The sequence below is a fragment of the Pontibacter sp. SGAir0037 genome, assembly GCF_005491705.1.
Lineage (GTDB): Bacteria > Bacteroidota > Bacteroidia > Cytophagales > Hymenobacteraceae > Pontibacter.
Map to the genome: position 1 here is coordinate 3781967 of NZ_CP028092.1, position 21846 is coordinate 3803812.

21 protein-coding genes are annotated in these 21846 nt (G+C 45.6%); 11 read left to right on the forward strand and 10 right to left on the reverse strand.

All coding sequences use genetic code 11. The features are described 5' to 3' along the window. Window positions 1-28: 28 nt before the first annotated feature. Entirely contained in the window at window positions 29-919 is an 891-nt protein-coding gene (locus C1N53_RS15470) for a TraB/GumN family protein (protein WP_168194042.1), read from the forward strand. A 24-nt stretch (window positions 920-943) separates the two neighbouring features. After that, window positions 944-2920 (forward strand): M1 family aminopeptidase, encoded by a 1977-nt coding sequence (locus C1N53_RS15475; RefSeq protein WP_137760173.1) that lies wholly within the window; start codon window positions 944-946, stop codon window positions 2918-2920. A gap of 9 nt (window positions 2921-2929) precedes the next feature. Here the strand turns inward: C1N53_RS15475 and C1N53_RS15480 are convergent, their stop codons facing one another. After that, window positions 2930-3292 carry a TM2 domain-containing protein gene (locus C1N53_RS15480; protein ID WP_137760174.1) on the reverse strand — a complete coding sequence of 121 codons (363 nt, stop codon included), beginning with the start codon at window positions 3290-3292 and terminating at the stop codon, window positions 2930-2932. Continuing rightward, the gene (locus C1N53_RS15485) at window positions 3285-3626 is read right to left on the reverse strand and encodes a DUF2752 domain-containing protein (protein WP_240773238.1); all 342 of its coding nucleotides are present in this window, start codon (window positions 3624-3626) and stop codon (window positions 3285-3287) included. The genes C1N53_RS15480 and C1N53_RS15485 overlap by 8 nt, the downstream gene beginning before the upstream one ends. Window positions 3627-3810: 184 nt before the next feature. Here C1N53_RS15485 and C1N53_RS15490 point away from each other — a divergent pair, with 184 nt between their 5' ends. After that, window positions 3811-4347: a dihydrofolate reductase family protein gene (locus C1N53_RS15490; RefSeq protein WP_137760175.1), complete on the forward strand. Its 537-nt coding sequence runs from the start codon at window positions 3811-3813 to the stop codon at window positions 4345-4347. Window positions 4348-4392: 45 nt separating this feature from the next. Further along, window positions 4393-4905, forward strand: a complete 513-nt coding sequence (locus C1N53_RS15495) for a hypothetical protein (protein ID WP_137760176.1) — start codon at window positions 4393-4395, stop codon at window positions 4903-4905. 5 nt (window positions 4906-4910) lie between these two features. On the opposite strand, the gene C1N53_RS15500 is transcribed toward C1N53_RS15495, so the two are convergent. Next, complete coding sequence (locus tag C1N53_RS15500) at window positions 4911-5870, reverse strand: SMP-30/gluconolactonase/LRE family protein (protein ID WP_137760177.1); 960 nt, start codon at window positions 5868-5870, stop codon at window positions 4911-4913. A gap of 69 nt (window positions 5871-5939) precedes the next feature. Continuing rightward, window positions 5940-7181, reverse strand: a complete 1242-nt coding sequence (locus C1N53_RS15505) for a DEAD/DEAH box helicase (RefSeq protein WP_137760178.1) — start codon at window positions 7179-7181, stop codon at window positions 5940-5942. A gap of 674 nt (window positions 7182-7855) precedes the next feature. On the opposite strand from C1N53_RS15505, the gene C1N53_RS15510 reads away from it, so the two are divergent. From C1N53_RS15510 to C1N53_RS15525, 4 genes are read left to right on the forward strand one after another with little or no spacing between them, the layout of a single operon-like run. Then, window positions 7856-8548, forward strand: a complete 693-nt coding sequence (locus C1N53_RS15510; RefSeq protein WP_137760179.1) for a TetR/AcrR family transcriptional regulator — start codon at window positions 7856-7858, stop codon at window positions 8546-8548. An 8-nt stretch (window positions 8549-8556) separates the two neighbouring features. Further along, on the forward strand, window positions 8557-10302 hold the full coding sequence (locus tag C1N53_RS15515) for a peptidase domain-containing ABC transporter (protein WP_240773239.1): 1746 nt from the start codon (window positions 8557-8559) through the stop codon (window positions 10300-10302). Then, on the forward strand, window positions 10299-11678 hold the full coding sequence (locus tag C1N53_RS15520) for an HlyD family secretion protein (protein ID WP_240773240.1): 1380 nt from the start codon (window positions 10299-10301) through the stop codon (window positions 11676-11678). Before C1N53_RS15515 ends, C1N53_RS15520 begins: the two co-directional genes overlap by 4 nt. Window positions 11679-11693: 15 nt before the next feature. Continuing rightward, window positions 11694-13121 (forward strand): TolC family protein, encoded by a 1428-nt coding sequence (locus C1N53_RS15525; protein ID WP_168194043.1) that lies wholly within the window; start codon window positions 11694-11696, stop codon window positions 13119-13121. A gap of 177 nt (window positions 13122-13298) precedes the next feature. On the opposite strand, the gene C1N53_RS15530 is transcribed toward C1N53_RS15525, so the two are convergent. Together C1N53_RS15530 and C1N53_RS15535 are read right to left on the reverse strand one after the other, a co-directional pair. Continuing rightward, window positions 13299-14120, reverse strand: coding sequence for a TSUP family transporter (locus tag C1N53_RS15530; protein WP_137760181.1), 822 nt, complete (start codon window positions 14118-14120; stop codon window positions 13299-13301). A 189-nt stretch (window positions 14121-14309) separates the two neighbouring features. Continuing rightward, window positions 14310-14729 carry a nucleoside-diphosphate kinase gene (locus tag C1N53_RS15535; protein WP_137760182.1) on the reverse strand — a complete coding sequence of 140 codons (420 nt, stop codon included), beginning with the start codon at window positions 14727-14729 and terminating at the stop codon, window positions 14310-14312. A 228-nt stretch (window positions 14730-14957) separates the two neighbouring features. On the opposite strand from C1N53_RS15535, the gene C1N53_RS15540 reads away from it, so the two are divergent. From C1N53_RS15540 to C1N53_RS15550, 3 genes are read left to right on the forward strand one after another with little or no spacing between them, the layout of a single operon-like run. Beyond that, the gene (locus tag C1N53_RS15540; RefSeq protein WP_137760183.1) at window positions 14958-15977 is read left to right on the forward strand and encodes a bifunctional oligoribonuclease/PAP phosphatase NrnA; all 1020 of its coding nucleotides are present in this window, start codon (window positions 14958-14960) and stop codon (window positions 15975-15977) included. A gap of 25 nt (window positions 15978-16002) precedes the next feature. Further along, window positions 16003-16956, forward strand: a complete 954-nt coding sequence (locus C1N53_RS15545; protein ID WP_137760184.1) for an FKBP-type peptidyl-prolyl cis-trans isomerase — start codon at window positions 16003-16005, stop codon at window positions 16954-16956. A gap of 20 nt (window positions 16957-16976) precedes the next feature. Then, entirely contained in the window at window positions 16977-17549 is a 573-nt protein-coding gene (locus tag C1N53_RS15550) for an FKBP-type peptidyl-prolyl cis-trans isomerase (protein WP_137760185.1), read from the forward strand. 67 nt (window positions 17550-17616) lie between these two features. Here the strand turns inward: C1N53_RS15550 and recO are convergent, their stop codons facing one another. The 4 genes from recO to C1N53_RS15570 all read right to left on the reverse strand — a co-directional run bounded on the left by recO (window position 17617) and on the right by C1N53_RS15570 (window position 21814). Beyond that, window positions 17617-18327 (reverse strand): DNA repair protein RecO, encoded by a 711-nt coding sequence (gene recO, locus C1N53_RS15555; protein ID WP_137760186.1) that lies wholly within the window; start codon window positions 18325-18327, stop codon window positions 17617-17619. Further along, window positions 18328-20658 (reverse strand): hypothetical protein, encoded by a 2331-nt coding sequence (locus tag C1N53_RS15560; protein ID WP_137760187.1) that lies wholly within the window; start codon window positions 20656-20658, stop codon window positions 18328-18330. A gap of 227 nt (window positions 20659-20885) precedes the next feature. Continuing rightward, window positions 20886-21479 (reverse strand): thymidine kinase, encoded by a 594-nt coding sequence (locus tag C1N53_RS15565; RefSeq protein ID WP_137760188.1) that lies wholly within the window; start codon window positions 21477-21479, stop codon window positions 20886-20888. Between the two features lie 11 nt (window positions 21480-21490). Continuing rightward, a complete protein-coding gene (locus tag C1N53_RS15570) occupies window positions 21491-21814 on the reverse strand; it encodes a 2Fe-2S iron-sulfur cluster-binding protein (RefSeq protein WP_137760189.1) in 324 nt (107 codons plus the stop codon). Window positions 21815-21846 lie beyond the last annotated feature (32 nt).

A 21846-nucleotide genomic window follows, 5' to 3' on the forward strand; every position in this document is an offset into this window, starting at 1 on the left:
TCATCCTTTTTATGACAAACTTTACCTTATGAAAAAGCTGCATAACCTATTAGCGCCCTTATACCTTTTTATTTGCCTCAACCTGTTCTGCCTGCACCCCGTGTCCGGGCAAAACACGAATAAAAAGCCGAAAGCTTTGCTCTGGGAGATTTCTGGTAATGGCCTGGCCAAACCTTCTTACCTGTTCGGTACTATTCATGCTATTTGCCCTGATGTTTTTGTATTGCCAGACCAGGTAAAGGCAAAACTGCAAACTTCTGAACAGCTTGCACTGGAAATAGACATGGATGACCCGAAATTTATGTCGGCAATACAGCAAGGTGCCCTGATGAGCAGTGGAGGCATACGGGATCTGTATACAGAAGAACAGTATAAAGTGCTTCACAGTTACTTTACCCAAACCATGCACATAGACATCAGTCAACTGGACAAGATGAAGCCTTTCATGCTGAACAGTATGCTGATGATGCAGATGACAGACTGCCAGCCGGAATCTTATGAGCAAACACTGCTAACGCTGGCAAAAGCACAGGGCAAAGAAGTAATAGGCGTGGAAACAGTGCAGGAGCAGATAAAAGCGTTCGACAACATCCCTTATAAGGTACAGGCTGAAATGCTGTTAGAGAGTGTAACTGAAATGGATAAAGCAAAAGCCAATTATAAAAAAATGGTGCAGCTGTACCTGGCACAGGATCTTTACGGGCTGGAAGAACTTCTGAAAGAAGATTATAAAGGTGAATACGATGTTTTTGAAGATGCCCTTTTCACACAGCGTAACCTAAACTGGATACCTGTTATAGCGCGTGAGGCAAAAGCAAAGGCCACCTTTTTTGCCGTTGGAGCAGGCCATCTTACCGGAGAAGGCGGCATCTTGGAATTATTGCGCCAGAAAGGCTACACCCTCACTCCTGTTCCGTAATGCAGAAGTAAGAATCTTTTAGAAATGAACAAGTTACGTAAGATACTATTGGGCTGCTATGGCCTTGCCTTCCTGCTGACTTCACCTGCAGCAGCGCAAACTGCTTTTAGCTGCGCAGAGGCAAGGGTAAACACAGTGCAGCGAAAAGCCATTGCTACTCCCGGGCACGTAAAGCGCATGAACCAGTATGATGTAGGTTTTTATAAGCTCGACCTGCAACTGGAGCGAAACAGCCGTTCTGTAGCAGGAAGCGTTACCACAATAGCTAAGCTCACCAACAGCCAGTTAGATACCTTTGCGTTTGAGCTTCACCCTAACTTTGAGATACTTTCTGTGGTAGTGAACGGGGAGCCACAGCAGTCTGTTTCCAACGATCAGCAGGGCAACATTTCTGTGAAGCTTTCTACACCTATTGTAGCTCCTGCAGAACTGACAGCAGTTATCACTTACAGCGGAACAGCCCCGTCCGGAGCAAATGCAGCTATTGGCAATGGCTTTAACACAGCCACAGAGCCTGTATGGGGAAACCAGGTAACCTGGAGCCTGAGCGAGCCTTATGCTGCCTATGAATGGTGGCCCACCAAACAGGTGCTTACTGATAAAGCCGATTCTGTGCACGTTTTTGTAACAACCAGTGCCGACAATAAAGCAGGTTCTAACGGGCTTCTGACCAATACAGTACCTTTGTCTGATAACAAGGTGCGCTACGAATGGAAGTCGAAATACCCTATTGCGTACTACCTTATTTCTGTAGCTGTTTCTAATTATGAGGAGTACCTTATTTATGCTAACCCAGCCGGAGTTCCTGCCCCCATTCCTGTGCTTAATTATATATACCGTGGCGGTGCATTAAATACCTACAGAGCTGAAATAGACCTCACGACACCATTGATAGAATTTTTCTCGGAACTCTACATTTTATATCCTTTTGCCAGAGAAAAGTACGGCCATAGCATGGCACCCATAGGAGGAGGTATGGAACACCAGACTATGACCACCCAAAGCACCTTTACGTTTACACTTACAGCACACGAGCTCGCTCATCAATGGTTTGGCGATCATGTAACCTGCGCCTCCTGGGAAGACATCTGGCTTAATGAAGGTTTTGCTTCATACTCAGAATATCTGGCTCTGGAAAGACTGCAAAATAAGCAGGCAGCCACTGCTTGGATGAGAGACGCACAAGCTTACGCCAAACAAACACCCACAGGTTCGGTACGTGTACCGGACACTACCAATGTATCGCGGATTTTTGACTACAGGTTAACCTACAAAAAAGCGGCAGCCGTAGTACACATGCTTCGGTTTGAGATAAATGATGATGCTCTGTTCTTTCAGGCCCTGCGCACTTATTTACAGGAATTCGGTGGCAAGACTGCTACCACCGCAGATCTACAACGGGTAGTCGAGCAAACAACAGGCCGCAACTTCAGTTACTTTTTTGAACAGTGGTATACTGGCGAAAGCTACCCCGGATTCACTGTAGAATGGAACCAGCAGGGAAATCAGTTGCGCCTGCTCACAACACAGTTCAGCACTGCCAACAACTTTTTCAAGACAGACCTGGAGTACCTGATCAGAACTGCAGATGGCAACGCTACAACTGTACGCTTAACCCACGATCAGCCAATCGAAGATTACCTGCTAGAGGTTGAAGGCACTGTTACTTCTATCACGCTGGACCCGAACCTATGGGTACTTCATCGGCTCGAAAGGATCACTCGATCTCCTAATCTGGAAGTAGAGCAGCCTCTGCCTGTATTATTATTTCCTAATCCTGCCCATGCTGCTATTACCCTTGCCAACATGGCCTTCACTCCAACACAAGGCGCTGTTTACGATGCTACAGGCAGGCTGGTAAAGCAGTTTAGTATAAATCAGGCACAAAACAGAGAAGTTTCGATTGATATAAGAGAGCTTCCGGCTGGTTACTATATCCTGCAGGTAAATAACCAGACACAGCAGCAACGCATTCCTTTCGCAAAAGCAGCAAGGTTCTGATACTACTGGTTAAGCAGCTCCATAGCGGCCAAACATCATGGCATAGACTTTTTGAGCCTCTTTTACATTATACTCAAAGGTAAGGCGCTTATGGTTGATCAGATCGACAATAGTACCTATGGCACAAAGCCCACCTGTAAAAAAGTACAGGATGCCCATTCCTATTTGTCCCACCAGGAAACGTTGTATACCTGCTACTCCGAAAAAGCCTACTAACGTGGTTACCAGAATAAGAGTAGTATCTCTGCGCCTCGGCCTGTAAATGCTGGCAAACTGATGCGCTTCGGCATCTGATGCATCTTTTAGTAATCCCTGTAAGAAAGCCAGTTCATCAGCTTCCAGCTCCGGCATAATGTTTAAAATGTTAGCCATTAGAAGTATGGTTTAGGTAGAAATATCTAAGTGTTCTGTAATTTCTGATAATAACCAGCACCCGCCAGAGCAAAACAACCAGTACCGGCAAGCCTAAAGGGTGCGCCTTCCACGAGGCCACCCACTCCCCGCGAAACAAAAAAGCAATGGCATGCCCCAGTCCACAACCCGGGCAAAACCAGAAGTCAATCCAACTGAAAGGACACAAGCTAAATAAATGCTCTCCCCCCGGATCCATCACGGCCAATGCCACAAGGCCTACTCCCCAAAGTATGGCTTCGGTCAGGTACAGGCAGGGCACCTTTCTGGCTTTATGAATCTTACTGCTGTGCAATCTCTGATTAACTTTACTATACCTGCGCCGTAATGCACCAGATAAATTATAGCTAATATTCTACAAAAGCAAAATAACTTAACAAGGTTATATATTAAATTAGCTCAGGCATTCACATACCTGCTCCACCGGCTGAAGATCTGGCGAATTAAATGCTTTAACATTGATAAATACATCTATACCTATGAGAAAAATAGTGCTTTACATTGCGGCAAGTCTGGATGGTTTTATTGCCCGCCCAGACGGGAATATTGACTGGCTACACGATAAAAAGTATAACATCCCCGACGAAGACTTCGGCTATACCACCTTCCTGCAAACCATCGACACAACTTTAATGGGGAACAGCACCTATCAGCAGATACTCACTTTTGATATGCCTTTTCCTTATGATGATAAAACAAACTATGTGTTTTCGAGGTCAGGGAACAACCAGGATACAGAGCATGTAACTTTTGTACATGAAAACGTGGTAGATTTTATGGAGAAACTGAAGGAGCAGGAAGGCAAAGATATCTGGCTGATTGGAGGAGGGCAATTAAATGCCACCATCTTAAATGCAGGTTTGCTCGATGAGATTATCTTAACTTATATACCTGTTATCCTCGGAAAAGGGATTCCGCTTTTTTCTGAAGAAGCCAGTGAACACAAAGTAAAGCTACAGCCAACAGAAAATAAGCTATATAAAAATGGCTTTCTGCAGGTGAGGTATAGTTGCTAAAGTCCTTCATGTAAAGGTCGGCTATTTTGCCTACTTTTGCAGATCATGTCTTCAAAATCAATTAAAACAGGCGCATTGCAGCAAAAGCCTAAAGCTGGTTTAAGATTTCTTGCGCTTTACCAGATTGTTGGCGGTATTTTAGGAATAGCACTTACCCTATGGGTGCTGTTCCGGGGCGAATTAGTAGTGACACAGCAGGTACTGCGTATTTCCTTATTTGCCGCAGGTCTTTTTGTATTTTCCATTCTCTGCGGCCGTATGTTGTTCCGCAACGCAAGACGGGGTTTAGTTCTTTCATTAATCAACCAGGTGCTGCAGGTGGTATATTTTACTTTTGGGGCCTACGGCTTTCAGTATGTGGCCGGGCTACGCTTAGGCGTTGGTATTGATATGATAGGCTCCTGGACTTTTAAGTTTCGTCTGGCTATTTCCTCTTTCCAATTGGAAGCGGGCACTGATACCGGCCAGAAGCTGATCGGTATCAACCTGGTGGCTTTATGCCTTATTTTCTGGATAGAGCGGCTGCTGGAGCAGGTAAAAAAAGCTGATTCCCTATAATAAAATTACAGCTTCCCTTTATAAAACTCTGCTTTAACACCTTTTACGCCTGGCTTAACTGCAAAAAGACCGCCACTGAGTGGGTACTTCTGTAAATTCTCTGGGCTGATCCATTCCTGGGCAGTAGTAATATAAAGGATATCCAGGTTTTCGCCGCCAAAGGCACAGGAAGTGGTTTCTGGTGCGGGCACTTCAATTTTTTGCAGCATCTCACCTGTTTCAGGATCCCAGCGTGTTACAGCTCCGGCTCCCCAAAGGGCTATCCAAAGCTTGCCTTCTGCATCCATGGTCATGCCATCGGGTGCTCCTCCGGTAGATGCAGGAATCCTGAAAGCGACCCGGCCATTGCTTATTTCACCTGTTTTATTATCATAATCGAAAGCCTGCACCATTCTGGTAGGAGTATCGGCATAGTACATGGTTTTCTTATCAGCCGTCCAAACGATACCATTCGATGTGGTTACCTTATCCAGCACCTGGTGTACCTGCTTATCTTTATCCATTCTATACAAGGCAGCAACCTCTTTTCTGCCGTCGGTAGCCATAGTGCCTACCCAGAAACGGCCGCCGGGGTCGCACTTGCCATCATTAAACCGCATTTTATCATCGCCTGCAATCGGATTGGCAATTAAAGTAAGCTTGCCGATTTTTGTATCTATTTTATGAATGCCGCTTTGCAAAGCTACCAGGGCACCACCGCCCTCTACAGGCACCACCGTACCTACCCGCGAACCTGTCGGAAATTTTTTATCTTTTTTTGTAGCCGGATCATAAATATGAAGCGCTTCTCCGTTTATATCTACCCAGTATAGCTTCTTTTCGGTAGGATGCCAGAGAGCCCCCTCCCCTAACTTTGCCTTTGCATCGAGCACCAGTTCGGCCCTTTGGTTTTGCCGCGGCACTCTAAAAGAAAAGCCTGCCAGCAAACACAGCAGAAGTAAACTATAAAGCAGCTTCGTTTTCATATTATAGTTAGCTTTTAATCTTGAAATAGTTGATTTATACCTCCTGCACGCCCATAAGCTTCAGCGCCTTTATTTCTTTTTCCTGCCTTTTTTCTTTGCCTGCGCTTCCTGCTCCTCCGCTTCTTTTATTAACGCTTTCCAGTCGTATTTAGCTTCTGCCGAAAAGTCTATTGTAGCCTCATAGTCCTCTTTGTCTACTTCCAGCACTTTAATGTCTTTTGTAAGATAAGTTTGTATCTCATCCAGCACCGGCTTTTCTTCAGGCGCACAGAAAGAAACCGCTATTCCTTTTTCGGTACCACGCCCGGTACGACCTACGCGGTGCACATAGTTTTCCGGCTGCTCCGGCAAGTCGTAGTTTACCACATACTCCACATTCGGGATGTCTATGCCCCGAGCACTTACATCTGTAGCGATCAGCAGCTTCACCTCCCCCTTCTTAAACTTGCGCATCACATCCAGTCGGTCCTTCTGCTCTTTGCCTCCGTGTATGCTTAAGGCTTTTATACCTACCCGATCCATGGCGGCCACGACACGCTCTGCACGCACTTTGGTACGCACAAACACCAATATCTTTTTCTCCGGATTCTCATTTACCACCCGCTCCAGGAAAAAGCGCTTATCGTCCATCTCCATAAACATGACCGAGTGGTCCACATTTTTAGATACTGGATCTTTTGGAGAGATCTGAATTCGTACCGGCTTATTAACCAACGAGTAGGCCAGCTCCTTTATTTTTTCGTTAATGGTGGCCGAGAAGAACAGCGTTTGTCTCTGGCGTGGCAATTTTGTAATAAGTTGCCTGATGTCGTGTATAAAGCCCAGGTCCAGCATGTGGTCTGCTTCGTCCAGCACCAGTACCTCTACCCGGTGCAGCTGTATATGTCCCTGGCTTACCAGGTCAAATAAACGGCCCGGAGTAGCTACCAGCACATCAATCCCTGCTTCCAGTTTGGTAATTTGAGGCCCTTGCTCTACCCCCCCAAACACACAAAAAGTATTTACCCGGGTGCCACGGCCAATCTCGTTAAACACCTCCGTAATCTGTAGTGCCAGTTCCCGTGTTGGTACCATTACCACACATTTAATACCGTCGCCGCGCTTGCGGTTCTTGCTAAACTGTAACCTGTCCAGGATCGGAATGGCAAAAGCAGCTGTTTTACCCGTACCAGTCTGGGCAATAGCCAGCACATCCTCTCCTTTCATAATAGGCGGTATGGCTTTAAATTGTATATCGGTTGGCTTTCTGAAATTAAGCTTGCTTAAGCTTTTCTTTATTTCGTCAGAGATGCGGTAATCTTCGAATTTCATGGCAATGTTTAGGCTGATGTACTGCTTATACTATACGTACGGCAGATCGCAACTGTAAAGGTAGGGCTAATTGTTTAAATGATATATGTTGCCTGCTTTATTAAGATGTAAGCGTTTTCAGACAATCTGTATTTTTTTTCTGACACGAAGCAACCCTTTGCTCCATTTATGGCTCTACATTATAGCAAGGGAGGTAAAAGAGATGGTAAACTGTTATCTGCCCAAGCAATCTGACAACCTTTTAAAACTATGAAAAAAAGTTACTTTACTTACGTTTTCCTGCTTGGCTTGTACATGCTGATAGCAACACTAAGTCTGGCATAGCACGATTGCCTGCAGCATGCGCACCTGCTTTTTAAACTATGAAACCGCGCCGCCTTCTGCCTTGCTGCCAGCCTCGTACTGCACCACTCCTATGGCTTACATAAGTAAGATTTCTGCTCTACAAACACGACCTCATTCTAAACAAAACCTGCTGAAATAACAACCTGTTATTTTTCAGCAGGTTTTGTTTTTATACGGCATCGCCTACTTCAGTCATTTTCTCTTTCCCACAGCTTGCCATAAAAAAATAATAGTTTTGTAAACTTTTTTGATAGTAATACTATTATAAAAGAAAGTTATCATATCTTTGCCCCAAGATCAGCAACTACGTTACAGTAATTAAATTCATAATGACACATAGTATTACCATTAATCTAAGTCATAAATCTTATCTCAGGGAGCCGGAGAGCACGGAACTGGGAAGGAAAATAATATCAGAAAGCATAAAGCTGATTGATACGCTGGGCTTTGAGCAGTTTACTTTTAAAAAGCTGGCCGCAGAGATAGGTTCTACCGAAGCTTCTGTTTACCGCTACTTCGAGAACAAACACAAACTGTTGGTATACCTGGTGTCGTGGTACTGGGCCTGGGTAGATTTTAACGTTAGTTATGAAACTCATAATATTTCCGACCCAAGGGAGCAACTGAGTAAGGCGTTGGATGTAGTAGCTGCTGCAAACATAAACGACCCACGCACACCGCATATAGACGAGAAGGTACTAAACCGGATTGTTATAGCAGAAGCATCTAAAGTATACTTAACCAAAGAAGTAGATCATGACAACCAGGAAGGCTTCTTTTATGAGTACAAGCAACTCTGCCATCGCCTGGCAAAGATGGTGCAGGAGATTAACCCTGAGTATGCCTACCCGAACGCGCTTATCAGCACGTTGCTGGAGGCTGCGCACCACCAGCTATACTTTGCTGAACACCTGCCTTCTCTAACAGAGCTAAAAGGCAAACAGCTGGCACAAACAGAAGCCAGTAAGTTTTTAAGGCACTTGGTTTTTGCCGCTATTAACCCGACAATGCAATTAAACTAATTAAAAAAATGGGCACTAAAGGTTCTCCAAAACCGCTGTTTACGCCTATGCAGCGTTTCTTTCAGCTGCTGGCTTCCGAGAAGCGGGAAATAATTTATCTCTATGTATATGCACTGGTAGCCGGGCTTATCAGCCTTTCGCTGCCGCTCGGCATACAAAGCATTATCGCCTTTATTTCAAGCGGGCAGGTATCGGTATCGGTTGTGGTGCTGATTGCTCTTATTGTGATAGCACTGCTGGTAGTGGGGGGCTTACAGGTAATGCAGCTCTGGCTGGTAGAGTATATTCAGCAGCGCATCTTTGCTAAATCGGCATTCGATTTTGCCTTTCGAGTACCGCGCATGAAAGCCGAGCCACTGCTCAACTACTACCCACCAGAACTCATGAACCGTTTTTTCGACACAGTAGCGCTTCAGAAATCCATGGCAAAGCTGCTTACCGATTTCTCGACTGCTATTATTCAGATTGTATTCGGGCTGATTCTGCTTTCCTTTTATCACCCATACTTTATTGTATTCGGTTTGTTCCTGGTTATAGTACTGGCAGCCATCTTTTACTTCTCAGGACCTAAAGGCATAGACACCAGCATAAAGGAGTCAAAATACAAGTACCAGCTGGTTAGCTGGCTCGAAGAAATGTCGCGCAACCTGAGCACCTTTAAACTGGTGGGGCAGTCAGAACTGCCTATGCAAAAAACAGACGGTTTTGTTACCAACTATATCAAGGCCCGGAAGCAACACTTTAAGGTACTGATGACACAGTACTTCAGCTTCGTTGGCTTTAAAACACTTATTACTGGCGGCTTGCTGGTGCTGGGCTGTATCCTGGTCATTAACCGAGAAATCAACATAGGCCAGTTTGTAGCCTCAGAAATCATTATCATTCTTATTATGACGGCTGTAGAGAAAATAATCATTAAACTGGATACTGTTTATGATGCCCTTACAAGCCTTGATAAACTCGGACAGGTAACAGACATGCCACTGGAGGATGAGGCCGGCATAAACCTGCACAGCAACACAGCTGGCCTGGCGGTTCATGTGCGTGATCTGAAGTATAAGTACCCGCTCCAGGACACTTATACTATAAAAGGTGTAACATTTAACATTGCGCCTTCTGAAAGGATATGCCTCGCAGGCTTTAACAGCTCCGGCAAATCTACTTTAAACAACCTGCTGCTGGGGCTCTACGAGCAGTACGAAGGCAGCATTGCCTACAACAGCTTATCGTTACGCGACTTAAAAAAGAGCAGCCTGCGCCGCCTGATCGGAGACAACACCTCTAAAGAGCAGTTGTTCGATGGCACCGTGCTGGAAAACATTACCCTGGGCGTACCGTCTGTACCTATAGAAGATGTAGTCTGGGCAACCGAATGCGTGGGCTTAACAGATTTTATACATGCTTTGCCAAATGGTTTGCAAACCCAGCTTACAGGTGGCAGCATGCGCCTGGCAGCCAGTGCAGCCCGTAAAATAGTCATGGCCCGCTGCCTGGTGCTCCGGCCTAAAATGCTGCTGATCGATGATTTCTGGGGTGGGATGGAAAAGCAGGAGAAGATGCGCCTGATGCAACTGCTTACTTCCAAGCAATTCGGCTGGACCATGTTTATCATCTCCAATGATCCGGATATTATGCAGATGTGTGACCGTACACTACTGCTTTCGGATGGCTACCTGGTGGCAAACGGAACTTTTGAAGAAGTTCAGAGAAGTGAATATTATCAGCAACTGGCTTATTTAACAGCTGAAAAATGAAAAGAGAAGAATTAGAAGCAATGCGCTATAACCGACAGTACCACACCTCCTTCGAGGCAATGGACATGGTACAGACGCCACGGCTAAGCAGGCAACTTGCATATTGGATAATCGGCATCATCTTATTCTTAATACTTTGCCTGTTCCTGCCCTGGACACAAAATGTAAATTCCTATGGTACCCTAACAGCCTTTAGCCCGCAAGACAGGCCTCAAACAGTGGAGGCAACCATTGCAGGACGAATAGAGCGCTGGTACATTCAGGAAGGGCAACTGGTGAAAAAGGGCGATACAATAGTGAGTATATCTGAGGTGAAAGAAAAGTACCTCGACCCGAACTTGCTGGCCCGTATCGGGGAGCAACTCAATGCCAAACAGGGATCTGCCGAGGCTACCGAAGCCAAAGCAGAAGCCATGGTTCAACAGATACAGGCATTACGGGAAGGCTTGGTTTTCAGCCTGCAGAAAGGCCGCAACAAAGTGGAGCAAACCCGCCTAAAACTACAAAGCGATAGCATGGATGTGGTGGCACAACGCACAGACTTAAGTATAGCTGAATCTCAGTTTCAGCGGCAGCAAAGCCTGTATGAACAGGGTCTGAAATCGCTAACGGAGTTGGAAACCCGTCGCCTGAAACTACAGGAGGCACAGGCAAAGTTGCTGGCATTTGAAAACAGATTTGCCGCTACCCGTGCCGAACTGCAAAATGCCCGCACCGAATTAAGCTCTGTGCAGGCAGACTATGCCGACAAAATAGCGAAAGCTGAAGCAGAGTTAAGCGCCACCCGCTCTTATGTATATGGCACGCAGGCTGAGATTTCCAAACTTCAAAATGAATATAGCAGCACGCAGGTCCGCAACCAGTACTACCACATCGTAGCACCCCAGGACGGTTACCTGGTAAGAACGTTGAAAGCTGGTATCGGCGAAACAATAAAAGAAGGAGAACCTGTGGCTACTGTTATGCCACAGAACCCGGAGCTGGCAGCAGAGCTGTATGTAGATGCCCTCGACCTACCGCTGCTTAAAACAGGAGATCATGTCCGGCTCCAGTTTGAAGGCTGGCCTGCGCTGGTATTCTCTGGATGGCCTGGTGCCAGCTTTGGAACTTTCGCAGGCAAAGTGGCTGTGATAGATAACACAGGCACCAACGGCAGATACCGCCTGCTGGTTGTGCAGGACCCGGAGCGGGAAGAATGGCCGGATGCATTACGGGTAGGTTCCGGCGTAAACGGATGGGCTATGCTTAACACAGTGCCGGTCTGGTACGAAATCTGGCGTCAGCTTAACGGCTTCCCGGCAGATTATACCGGGGGCAGTGGCACCAAAGCAGCTACTGACGGTGCAAAGGCAGATAGTAAAAAGGTAGAATATTAAGTGATGAAGATAAACGTGCAAAGAATTTTAGGAATAGTATGGCTGATGGTAAGCTTCATGAACAGCTCTGTGTCTAAAGCGCAGACGCAGGATTCAGTGCAGATTTTAACACTACAGCAATACTACCGCCTGATCCTTACACATCATCCTGTAGCCTCTCAGGCAGATCTTCTGACTGAGCAGGCAAGGCAGGAACTGCGTATTGCCCGGGGCACCCTCGATCCTGTTGTTAGTAGTAAGTTGTACAGGAAAGAGTTTGGCGGCAAGGAATACTATAACCTATGGAGTAATACCCTTCAGGTGCCGCTTTGGTTTGGCCCCGAAATAAAGGCAGGCTTTGATAAAGCGCAGGGGCAGTACCTGAACCCAGAGAACGTGGTACCGGAAAACGGCCTTAGCTATGCAGGTATTTCGGTTCCGCTTGGGCAGGGCTTATTTATTGATGAGCGCCGCGCTACTATAAAACAGGCTCGCCTTTTCCAGGAAATAGCAGAAGCTGACCGCATTAAGTTGATAAACAAGCTACTGCTGCAGGTTACCAAAGACTATTGGGATTGGCTGCAGTATTACCGAGAGGTGCAGCTGTTCGAAGAGTCGCTGGATCTGGCAAGCTTCAGGCTGCAAGCCGTAAAGGCCCGTGTTCAGGAAGGCGACCTAGCTGCCATTGACACAGTAGAAGCGCTCACAGAAGTGCAAAACCGGCAAGTTATGCTTCAGGAATCTCTGCTTCGTTATAACAATGCGCGCTTGCAGGTGGCACAGCACCTATGGGGCGAGAATGAAGTGCCGCTGGAGCTACAGGAACACACGATTCCTTCGCTGGCCGGTAGCGAAATAACTCCTATGTCGCGCGAAGAGATGCAACGGGTACTGGAGAGCGCCAAAGCCAACCACCCAGACCTGCGCAAGCTGGACCTGAAAGGCCAGCAGCTACAGGTAGAGCAGCGTTTTGCGGCAGACAAGTTAAAACCTAAGCTAAACGTGGAATACAACCTCCTGCAAAGCGATTTTTTTATGAACCAGGAAGCATTTGACAGGCAGTACATGGGCGGCAACTACAAGCTGGGTATCAGCCTGTCGCAGCCACTGTTTCTGCGACAGGAGCGGGGTAAACTGCAGCTCACTAAAGTGAAGCAGGAAGAAAACAAACTGGCCCTGGCACAAACATCCCGTGAAGTAGAGAACAGCCTGCATGCCGCCTTTAACGAATGGCAAGCGCTCGAAAACCAGATCCGCTTACAGGAGCAGATGGTAACCAATGCCCGCACCCTGCGCGAAGGTGAATCTACCCGCTTTCAGAGTGGCGAAAGTTCTTTGTTCCTGATAAACTCCAGAGAAGTAAAGCTAATGGAGGCAGAGCTTAAGCTGTATAACCTACGGGCAAAATATGCTAAAGCCAAAACGCTGCTCTACTGGGCCGCAGGTAATATTGAAGTGGATTAAGGCTGGTATAAGTTAAAAGTTAAGAATTGAGGGTGACATGTGTGTCGGTAGGACAAGAGTCGCATAATTTGTAAAACGCTAATGCTCCTCCGATTTTATTTATAGAACAACTGTTATTTAAATGTTGAGGATAAGGCGCTATGGAAGAGCATTTCAAATTTTTAATTTGGAAGTGCGCTAGCTTCTAAAGCCGGTCCACTTCAGCAGGCTTGTGCTTAGTTTTGCGAAATCTGCTCCGCCGGTGCCATAGGTATCGTAGGCAAACTTAATAATGATGCCCGATACCACCACCAGGAACAGCACCCGCACAAAGGCTGTTCCGCGTTTTAAAGCTGTCCGGGTGCCCAGTTGAGAACCTATAATGCTACATATAGCCATAGGAATAGCTACTTCGTAGAGAATATACCCTTTGTAGCCAAAGTATAGTAGGGCCGAAAGGTTTGTAGCCACGTTTACTACTTTGGCTGCGGCAGAAGCTGCTAAAAAGTTAAACCCGAAGATGCCAATAAAGATAAAGATTAAAAAGCTACCGGTGCCAGGCCCAAAAAAGCCATCATAAAAGCCGATTACCGCACCAATCGCTAAGCCATAAAGCTTCTCTTTTGCTGCGGATAATTTAGGAGCGTGCAAAGAGCCAAAGTCTTTCTTTATGAAAGTATAAATAGCTACCAACACCAGCAGAATCAGGATGAGGGGCTTTAGCAGGCTGGCATCGAGGTGGCTAAGAGCGCGGGCACCCAAAAAGGAAAAGATAAAAGCCGCCACAGCTGCAGGCAACATGCTCCAGTAATTTATCTCAACGCTGCGCACATACTTTACCATAGCAGAGGTAGTGCCTGCTATAGAAGCCAGTTTGCCGGTACCGAAAACGGTGGGAAGCGGCACGCCCGGCAAGAAAACAAATAAAGCAGGCAGTTGAACAAGTCCTCCACCCCCTACTACAGAATCAATAAAGCCAGCCAGAAAGGCAAAAAAGCAGAGGTAAATAATCTCTTCCACAAAAAACTGGATAACGGTAATAATGCTTAAAAATGTGGCGCAAGTTACATGAAAGCAACAGAATACGAACAGGTTCCGGAGCAAATACTCTTAGATTCCAGGCGACGTATCAAAGTTAGCTTGAAAAAATAATCCCCGCCAGAAAACTGTTCCGGCGGGGATATATCAATAAGTAAATTCAATTAATTATTAGAAGCGCTCATCAGCACCAAAGAAGAAATCACCTTCAATTTGTGCGTTTTCGTCAGAGTCTGATCCGTGAATAGCATTTGCTTCGATAGACTTTGCATACACCTTACGGATAGTACCTTCCTCAGCCTGAGCAGGGTTGGTAGCACCAATTAATGTACGGAAATCGGCAACGGCATTGTCTTTCTCTAAGATCATGGCTACGATAGGGCCGGAAGACATGTATTTTACAAGATCTCCGTAGAAAGGACGCTCTTTGTGTACTTCGTAGAACTGACCGGCACGCTCTTCTGAAAGTTTGGTTTTTTTCATAGCAACGATGCGGAAGCCGCCTTCTTCGATCATTTTAGTAATGCCGCCGATATGGTTTTCAGCCACAGCATCAGGCTTAATCATGGTAAATGTAATGTTTCCAGCCATGTTTTTAAGTATATTTAGTTTATAATTTCATTTTGAAGCTGCAAAATTAGAGCATTTCGCTCAATTACAGCACATTTTTTAACTATACTTTCTAATTCATAACAATTCCTTTAAGTTTAGCTGCGTCAGGCTCAGGGCTGCAAAAAGTCTGTTCTATTGTTTTAGAAGTTATTTCTTCAGAAATTCGCAGCTTATATCCTTATCAGTCAGAGGATTTATAACTATAGTATGCACGATATCAATGCTCTAAAAGAGCTTCTGAAAGAGCCTAAAGAGGTGATGATCACCACACACCACAAACCAGATGCCGATGCACTGGGTTCTTCTTTGGGCTTAGCAGGTTATTTAAAAAAGAAGGGGCACCGTGTTACGGTTATCACTCCTTCCGATTACCCTAACTTTCTTTCCTGGATGTCGGGGAACAACGACGTAATTGTTTACTCCGAAAGTAATGATGCCCTTGTGCATAGAATTATTCAGGAGTCACAGGTTATTTTCTGCCTCGACTTTTCTGCCCTTTCCCGCATCAATGAAATGGGAGAGTATATCAGACAAGCGAAAGGAACAAAAGTACTGATCGACCATCACCTGGAGCCGGAGAACTTTGCCGATTTAGACTACTCAAACTCAAGTGCCGCCGCAACAGCCGAACTGGTATACGACCTGATCAAGGATATGGGAGAGGCTGACATGATAGATACCAGCATTGGCGAGTGCCTGTATGCCGGTATTATGACGGATACAGGTTCGTTCCGCCACCCCAGCACCTCTAAAAATGTACACCTGATTATAGCAGATTTGCTGCACATTGGAGTAAACACGTCTAATATACATCGCCTTATATACGATAGCTCTTCGGAACTGCGTTTGCGTTTTCTGGGTTATGCTTTAAAAGATAAGCTGGTGGTGCGGCACGAATACAATACTGCCTATATTGCCATATCAGCTGATGATTTAAAAGCTTACGATTCTAAAACAGGAGATACAGAAGGCCTGGTTAACTTTGCGCTGTCGATAGAAGGCATTGTTTTTGCTGCCGTTATCATAGACCGCGTACAGGCTGTCAAAATCTCATTCCGCTCTGTAGGCGATTTCTCGGTAAATGAGTTTTCGCGCAAGCACTTTAACGGTGGCGGGCACAGAAATGCAGCAGGAGGCATGTCGCTGGAATCTTTGGATGCAACAGTGGCTAAATTCGAGAGCCTGCTTCCACAGTATAAGGATCAATTAGTTAAGCCTGTCAATTAAGAAAATAATTTATCAACTTATATCCATGTTATCTAAAACAAAATTTATCCTGCCAGTTCTAGCTGGTGCAGCTTTATTGTTCCAGTCGTGCAAATCGACTAATAACGACGAATTCCTTACAACCGATACTGGCCTTTCTTACAAAATATTTGAACAGAAAGATGGTGGTGAGTATGAGAACAAAGGCAAAGTAAACCCGGCAGACTCTACCGGAGCACGTTTAGGCCAGGTGGTAACCATGCACATGTCCTACAAAAATGCAGAAGACTCTGTTCTTTTTGACTCTCGCGCACAAGAGCCTAAAATGCCTATCATGATCCCGGTAATGGCTTCTACCTTTAAAGGTAGCCTGGAAGAAGGTCTTACCTTACTTTCTGCTGGTGATAGTGCCGTGTTCAAAATCAATGCTGACTCTCTTTTTACAAAGACTTTCCGTCAGCCGATGCCTCCATTCATTAAATCAGGCACTTTTCTTACTTTTTATATTAAGGCTTTAAAAGTACAGTCTGAAGAAGAAGCAATTGCTGATATGCAGCGTGAGCAGCAAGAGCGTGCTGCCAAGCAGGTTTCAATAGACGACGAAAAGATTCAGTCTTACTTTAAAGAGAATAACCTGCAGGGTTTCCAGAAAACTGAATCTGGCTTGTACTATAAAATTACTCAGCAAGGCAAAGGAGCACAGCCAACCGCAGGCGACGAAGTTTCTGTACACTACAAACTTACTCACCTGGATGGCAAAGAATTGGAGTCCTCTTATGAAAATCCAATGACTGGCGGCGAGCCTTTCTCTTTTCCATTAGGCCAGGGACGTGTTATTCCGGGATGGGACGAAGGTATTGCTTTACTAAACAAGGGAAGCAAAGCTACTTTGTTAGTGCCTTCTACTTTAGCTTATGGCCCGCAGGATCGTGGTCCTGATATGCCAGCCAACTCTGTTCTGCGTTTCGATGTAGAGCTTGTTGATGTGAAGAAACAGTAATTTTAACTTATACTTGCCTTATGAGCCTTAAACTTTTCATCCAACGCGCATTTACTGCCAAACCCTGGTTAAAAGTGCTCTTACCACTTTTAGTAATTTCTCTGTTTACGGCTTGCAAAGAGCCTACTTATAATCCTTATGCAGGTTACATTCCTACCGCTGAGGAAATTGAGCAGCAAAAAGTGAAAGATGATCAGATTATCCAGAAATACTTTGATGATAATCAGACAGGTGAATATGCTGTAAACAAGGATGCAGTAGTAAAAACAAGTTCTGGCTTATACTACCTTAAAGAGGAAGAAGGAACAGGACCAGCAATAACTTCTGGTTCTACAGTAGATGTACACTACATTGGTCGTTTTACAAACAATGTTAAGTTTGACAGTTCCTACGACAGAGCACAAACTTTTCCTGTTACTATTGATAAGACTGGTGTTATCAAAGGTTGGCATGAAGCTTTGAAGCTCATGAAAGGTGGAGAAAGAGCACGTTTTTTTATTCCTTCATATTTAGGCTACAGCTATAATGGCAATGGCTCTATACCTCCTAATACAGTTTTAGTTTTCGATATTAAAGTAGAAAGGGTGCGATAAGACTATCTAACCATAAACAAGAAAAGGCGAGATTAAATCTCGCCTTTTCTTGTTTATGGTTATGCCACTAGCCCAACACTTCCGAAAGTATCGCCAGAGATTTTATTTCTCCTAAACGGTCTACATGCAACTGGTAGTAACGGATCAGAATAGCCAGCAACTCCCGCCTTACCCGCCCATTGGGGATGTGCAACTCAGGCGACTGGCTGAGCAACTGATCAAAGTATAGCTCATAAGCCTGTAGTGCCAGCACTGGTGGCGCACCTGTCAGGGCCTGTGCATTCGCTGAAAAAGCTACCTGCTCCACTATCTCTGCTCCTGTCGTAGGCCCGAAACCCAGGTACCGGGCAAGCTGCAGCAGGAAAACGAGGTGAAAATTTTCGAAATGCTGTTCCTGCTCATCAAATACAATAATAGCCTCATATAGAAAAGTAAACAGAGGCGCGTTTTCTTCCTCTTCTTTTACTGTGCGTGTTACCATTTCGGAGAGAAACATCAGGATGCTGCTCTTCATAATATCAAACGGAATAGAAATAAAAGGATGCGCTACCTTATACTCTGAAATACGGGTAAGCCCGCCTTTATGAGAAGTATATACCACCATGTCGAGCAACGAGAAAGGCTGAAACAGGGCTATCCGGGAACCTCCCCCCTTTTTACGCACACTGTTTACGATATACGACTGCACCCCGAGCTGCTCTGTATATACTTTTGCAATGATAGATGATTCGCGGTACTTGATATAGTTCAGTACAATACCTCTTGTTTTTACCAGCATCTAGTCCAGAATAGCGATTTTACTTACACAGGCCTGTTTCCCTTCGGCATCGGAGCTTAAAGCCAGGTATACGCCAGCCTTAACTCTTTTGCCATTATAGCTACGTGCATCCCAGGTAAAAGTACCTCCGGTAGCTTGTCCTTTATACACAAGGGTGCCGTTTATATCTGTTATACGCACCTGTGCATTATTAGCCAGACCAGCTATACCGATCATACCTGAAAAATCTTTCCTGACAGGGTTGGGATACACAACCGCACAATCAGGGGTGCCTTCTGTGATAGTTGCTCCTGCCCTGTAAGAAGCGACACCTGCTTCTGTAGAAACAAATACTTCTCCTGATCTATGTTCTATGGCAACAGAAAGAATTTTATTGGAAGGTATGGCACTGTTTGTTTTATTAAAATGACGTACCAGTTCAGTTCCGTCCGGGGTAAAAACCCAAAGGCCGTTGTCGGTACCAATCCACTTCCGGTTACCCCCGTCTACTGCCATAGCACGTATGATCTGCCCATCCAGAAGTGGCCTGCCATCTACAATAGGTATATATGCTTCATAGGATGGCTCAGCGAAAACCAATGCCGGATTATAGTAAATTCCTACGCCGCTTCCTGTGCCAACCCAGATATCACCTAGTAAATCTTTTACAATAGTGTATACTGCACTGCTCGGCAGCCCTCCGGTACCTACACCTGAACTCAGGTATTTTAATTGCCTTTGCTCCGTATCGAATACCACTAAACCTGTGCGGGTATTACTGCGGCGGGCAATTGTCAGCCATTTCTGCCCAACATCATCAATAATAAGATGTTCCAGGTTGGCTCCGTCAGTCATTCCCGGTAAGGTATAAGCTTGCCAGGTTTTATCCGGATGCAGTACATGCAGGCCTGGCTGGTTTGCAAGCTGATTCCGGTTTACAACCCATACACTACCACTAGCATCTACTGCTACATCTGTTACCCGAATCTGGCGAACTGCTTCATTTCCACCTGATGTGCTTTTAAGAGTGCTGTTGGTGCCATTGTACAAAGTATAGCTACCGGGTTCCTCCCACTCCAGTAAGCCACTCCCATAGCTGCCAAAATACATGCTACCAGTTACAGGATTATAAACAGCACTTACCAGATCTGCTACTACCGGAAATGTAGCACGATCCGGATATAGAGAAACGTTATAGCTACTCCAGGTGCCATTCTCATACTTAGAAAACCCGTCCTGCAGCCCCTGTTCCTGGTATTCTGCGTTGTAGCCTCCGCTTACACTGTAAGTAATCCCGTTTCCTGCATAAACAGCAAAGCTATTGTTCGAGTATGGGCCATTAGGCACAAATGGATCTGCCTGTCCGTTTTTCAAATTTAACTTTACGAGCCCTTTGCTTCGATCTGCTGCCCACAAAACATTGCCTTGTGCTACAAATGCATCCTGCGGAGCTTTTAGGAGCGCATGAGAAACCTGTATGCTGGTATTGTTTTTATCCAGCAGGAGGAGATCATGGGCGAGTATAATTATCAGGTAGTCGCTAGAGGAAGCCAGGTTTACGATGGGAGAGCCAGTAGCAAAACCAGTTGAACCCCACTGCTTCCCGGATAACTTCAGAACTCCCTGGCTGGCTGATCCTGTATACAAGCTGCCATGGAAGCTCACCAGACCTGTAGTTACAGCCGGATTTTGCAGCCCCGTGTTCAGGCTTGTCCAGTTGGCGAAGTCCTGCAGGTTTACGCCTGTTCTCCTGGCTGCTAATATTCCCTCTCCAGATGAAATATAAATGCTATCCCGCAGAATAGCACTAGCAGAAACATTTACCTGTGCACCGTTTGCACCCAGGTTACTATAGGTATCTCTGATTTCCAGCTTTTCCAGATCCAGCACTACCAGGCCGAAACTACAGGAAAGATAAGCAAGCTTATCCTGCACCAAAATGTGCCGAATAGCTTTTTCTCCGGCGATAGCTCTCCTGTAGATATCATTGATATTGATGATGCGGTTGCCTTGCAGCAAATCGATAGAAGTATTTGTGTAAGCAACAATGAGCGTTTTGGTAGCTTCGCTATATCGGATGGCACTGATTTGCTGCTCCCGTAGCCCATCTACCTTGCTAAGAGTTTGCACATTGTTAAACTCTTTGTCATAGTAGAAAAGCCCACCTTCCGCAACACAATAGATGCGATCTCCTGCATCTGCCACCGCCATTGCCTGTTGGTAAGGCACATGGACTTGCCAACTGCCAACAGGTATTCTGCTTTGCCCATAACTCAGGTTGCAGAAGCATAGCAGGCAACTCAGGTATAGTAAGTGCCTTATTATGGCTTTGCTTATATGTCTGTGCTTCATCACCCTGGTGCTCTGACAAATTAGAAATGATAGGCTTAAAAGAAAACTCCGAGCCTTTTGAATGTCATAAATATTTAAGACCTTACCTGAAAGTGTACTGGTGCTACGCTAAATTAGAAATTACAGCAAAATGATCTTGAGTAACGAATATATTCAGCAATATTTCTAAAACTTAACTTACACAGTAGCAGAATCTTGCTTCTCCGGCACTCTAACACTTTCGCTTTTCAACTTCTCTGCTTTAACCCTTCCTGAAAACAATGGCGACAACGGGCTTCATACGAGTCTGTTTCACCTAACAGCACCTGCTGCTCCGATGCGGCTCTCCGAAAAGAATAAGTAGCAATCTCGCCACATTGCACACAGATAGCATGCACTTTGGTAACATATTCTGCCACAGCCATTAATGCCGGCATAGGCCCAAAAGGGTTTCCGAGATAATCCATATCAAGGCCGGCTGCTATTACACGCACACCACTGTTTGCCAGCTTTACACACACATCAGCCAGACCGTCGTCAAAGAATTGCGCCTCATCTATACCTACTACATCGCTGCTGCCTCCCAACAGCAGCATATCCTGTGCAAAATCTATTGGCGTAGACCGGATAGCAGTGGCATTATGCGATACAACATCTATATCGTCGTAGCGTTTATCTATAGTGGGCTTGAATATCTCTACTTTCTGTTTGGCTATTTTTGCCCGGTTCAGTCTGCGAATGAGTTCTTCTGTTTTTCCAGAAAACATCGACCCACAAATTACTTCTACCCATCCTCTCCTGATGGCGTGGTTCTTAGTGCCTACGCGCGGTTCAATAAACATCTAATCTAAAACTAATCGGTATATGTTAAGTGAGGCAACTTTGTTTGCTCCGGCACCAGACCGATAGCATCGCCACCCGTTAATGTACATTGGCAGGCCAGGCGTTCGTTATCGTTTAAACGACCCTTAGCGCGGCATTTTTCTTCGCTCTCGGTTAACGGGCCAAAATGCTGCAGCCCCTCCACCACTACCAGGCGGCAGGTTGTGCAACGGCCTTTGGCGCCGCAGGCATGCATCCAGTCGATATAGTCGGCCTGCAGGGCCTTTAATAAAGTTTGCCCCTGCGCTACCTTTACCACACGATTGGCAAGGTTTTGCACGACTAAGTTTGGCATATTATTTTTAACTTTACAGGAGAAAGCAATCC

Bases quoted from the DNA above. Each gene is read 5' to 3' on its own strand.
- recO (WP_137760186.1), bottom strand. From the start codon at position 18,327: ATGCTGGTAAAAACAAGAGGTATTGTACTGAACTATATCAAGTACCGC.
- C1N53_RS15540 (WP_137760183.1), top strand. From the start codon at position 14,958: ATGCACGATATCAATGCTCTAAAAGAGCTTCTGAAAGAGCCTAAAGAG.
- C1N53_RS15545 (WP_137760184.1), top strand. From the start codon at position 16,003: ATGTTATCTAAAACAAAATTTATCCTGCCAGTTCTAGCTGGTGCAGCT.
- C1N53_RS15560 (WP_137760187.1), bottom strand. From the start codon at position 20,658: ATGAAGCACAGACATATAAGCAAAGCCATAATAAGGCACTTACTATAC.
- C1N53_RS15475 (WP_137760173.1), top strand. From the start codon at position 944: ATGAACAAGTTACGTAAGATACTATTGGGCTGCTATGGCCTTGCCTTC.
- C1N53_RS15535 (WP_137760182.1), bottom strand. From the start codon at position 14,729: ATGGCTGGAAACATTACATTTACCATGATTAAGCCTGATGCTGTGGCT.
- C1N53_RS15490 (WP_137760175.1), top strand. From the start codon at position 3,811: ATGAGAAAAATAGTGCTTTACATTGCGGCAAGTCTGGATGGTTTTATT.
- C1N53_RS15495 (WP_137760176.1), top strand. From the start codon at position 4,393: ATGTCTTCAAAATCAATTAAAACAGGCGCATTGCAGCAAAAGCCTAAA.
- C1N53_RS15550 (WP_137760185.1), top strand. From the start codon at position 16,977: ATGAGCCTTAAACTTTTCATCCAACGCGCATTTACTGCCAAACCCTGG.
- C1N53_RS15470 (WP_168194042.1), top strand. From the start codon at position 29: ATGAAAAAGCTGCATAACCTATTAGCGCCCTTATACCTTTTTATTTGC.
- C1N53_RS15500 (WP_137760177.1), bottom strand. From the start codon at position 5,870: ATGAAAACGAAGCTGCTTTATAGTTTACTTCTGCTGTGTTTGCTGGCA.
- C1N53_RS15570 (WP_137760189.1), bottom strand. From the start codon at position 21,814: ATGCCAAACTTAGTCGTGCAAAACCTTGCCAATCGTGTGGTAAAGGTA.
- C1N53_RS15480 (WP_137760174.1), bottom strand. From the start codon at position 3,292: ATGGCTAACATTTTAAACATTATGCCGGAGCTGGAAGCTGATGAACTG.
- C1N53_RS15515 (WP_240773239.1), top strand. From the start codon at position 8,557: ATGGGCACTAAAGGTTCTCCAAAACCGCTGTTTACGCCTATGCAGCGT.
- C1N53_RS15505 (WP_137760178.1), bottom strand. From the start codon at position 7,181: ATGAAATTCGAAGATTACCGCATCTCTGACGAAATAAAGAAAAGCTTA.
- C1N53_RS15520 (WP_240773240.1), top strand. From the start codon at position 10,299: ATGAAAAGAGAAGAATTAGAAGCAATGCGCTATAACCGACAGTACCAC.
- C1N53_RS15510 (WP_137760179.1), top strand. From the start codon at position 7,856: ATGACACATAGTATTACCATTAATCTAAGTCATAAATCTTATCTCAGG.
- C1N53_RS15565 (WP_137760188.1), bottom strand. From the start codon at position 21,479: ATGTTTATTGAACCGCGCGTAGGCACTAAGAACCACGCCATCAGGAGA.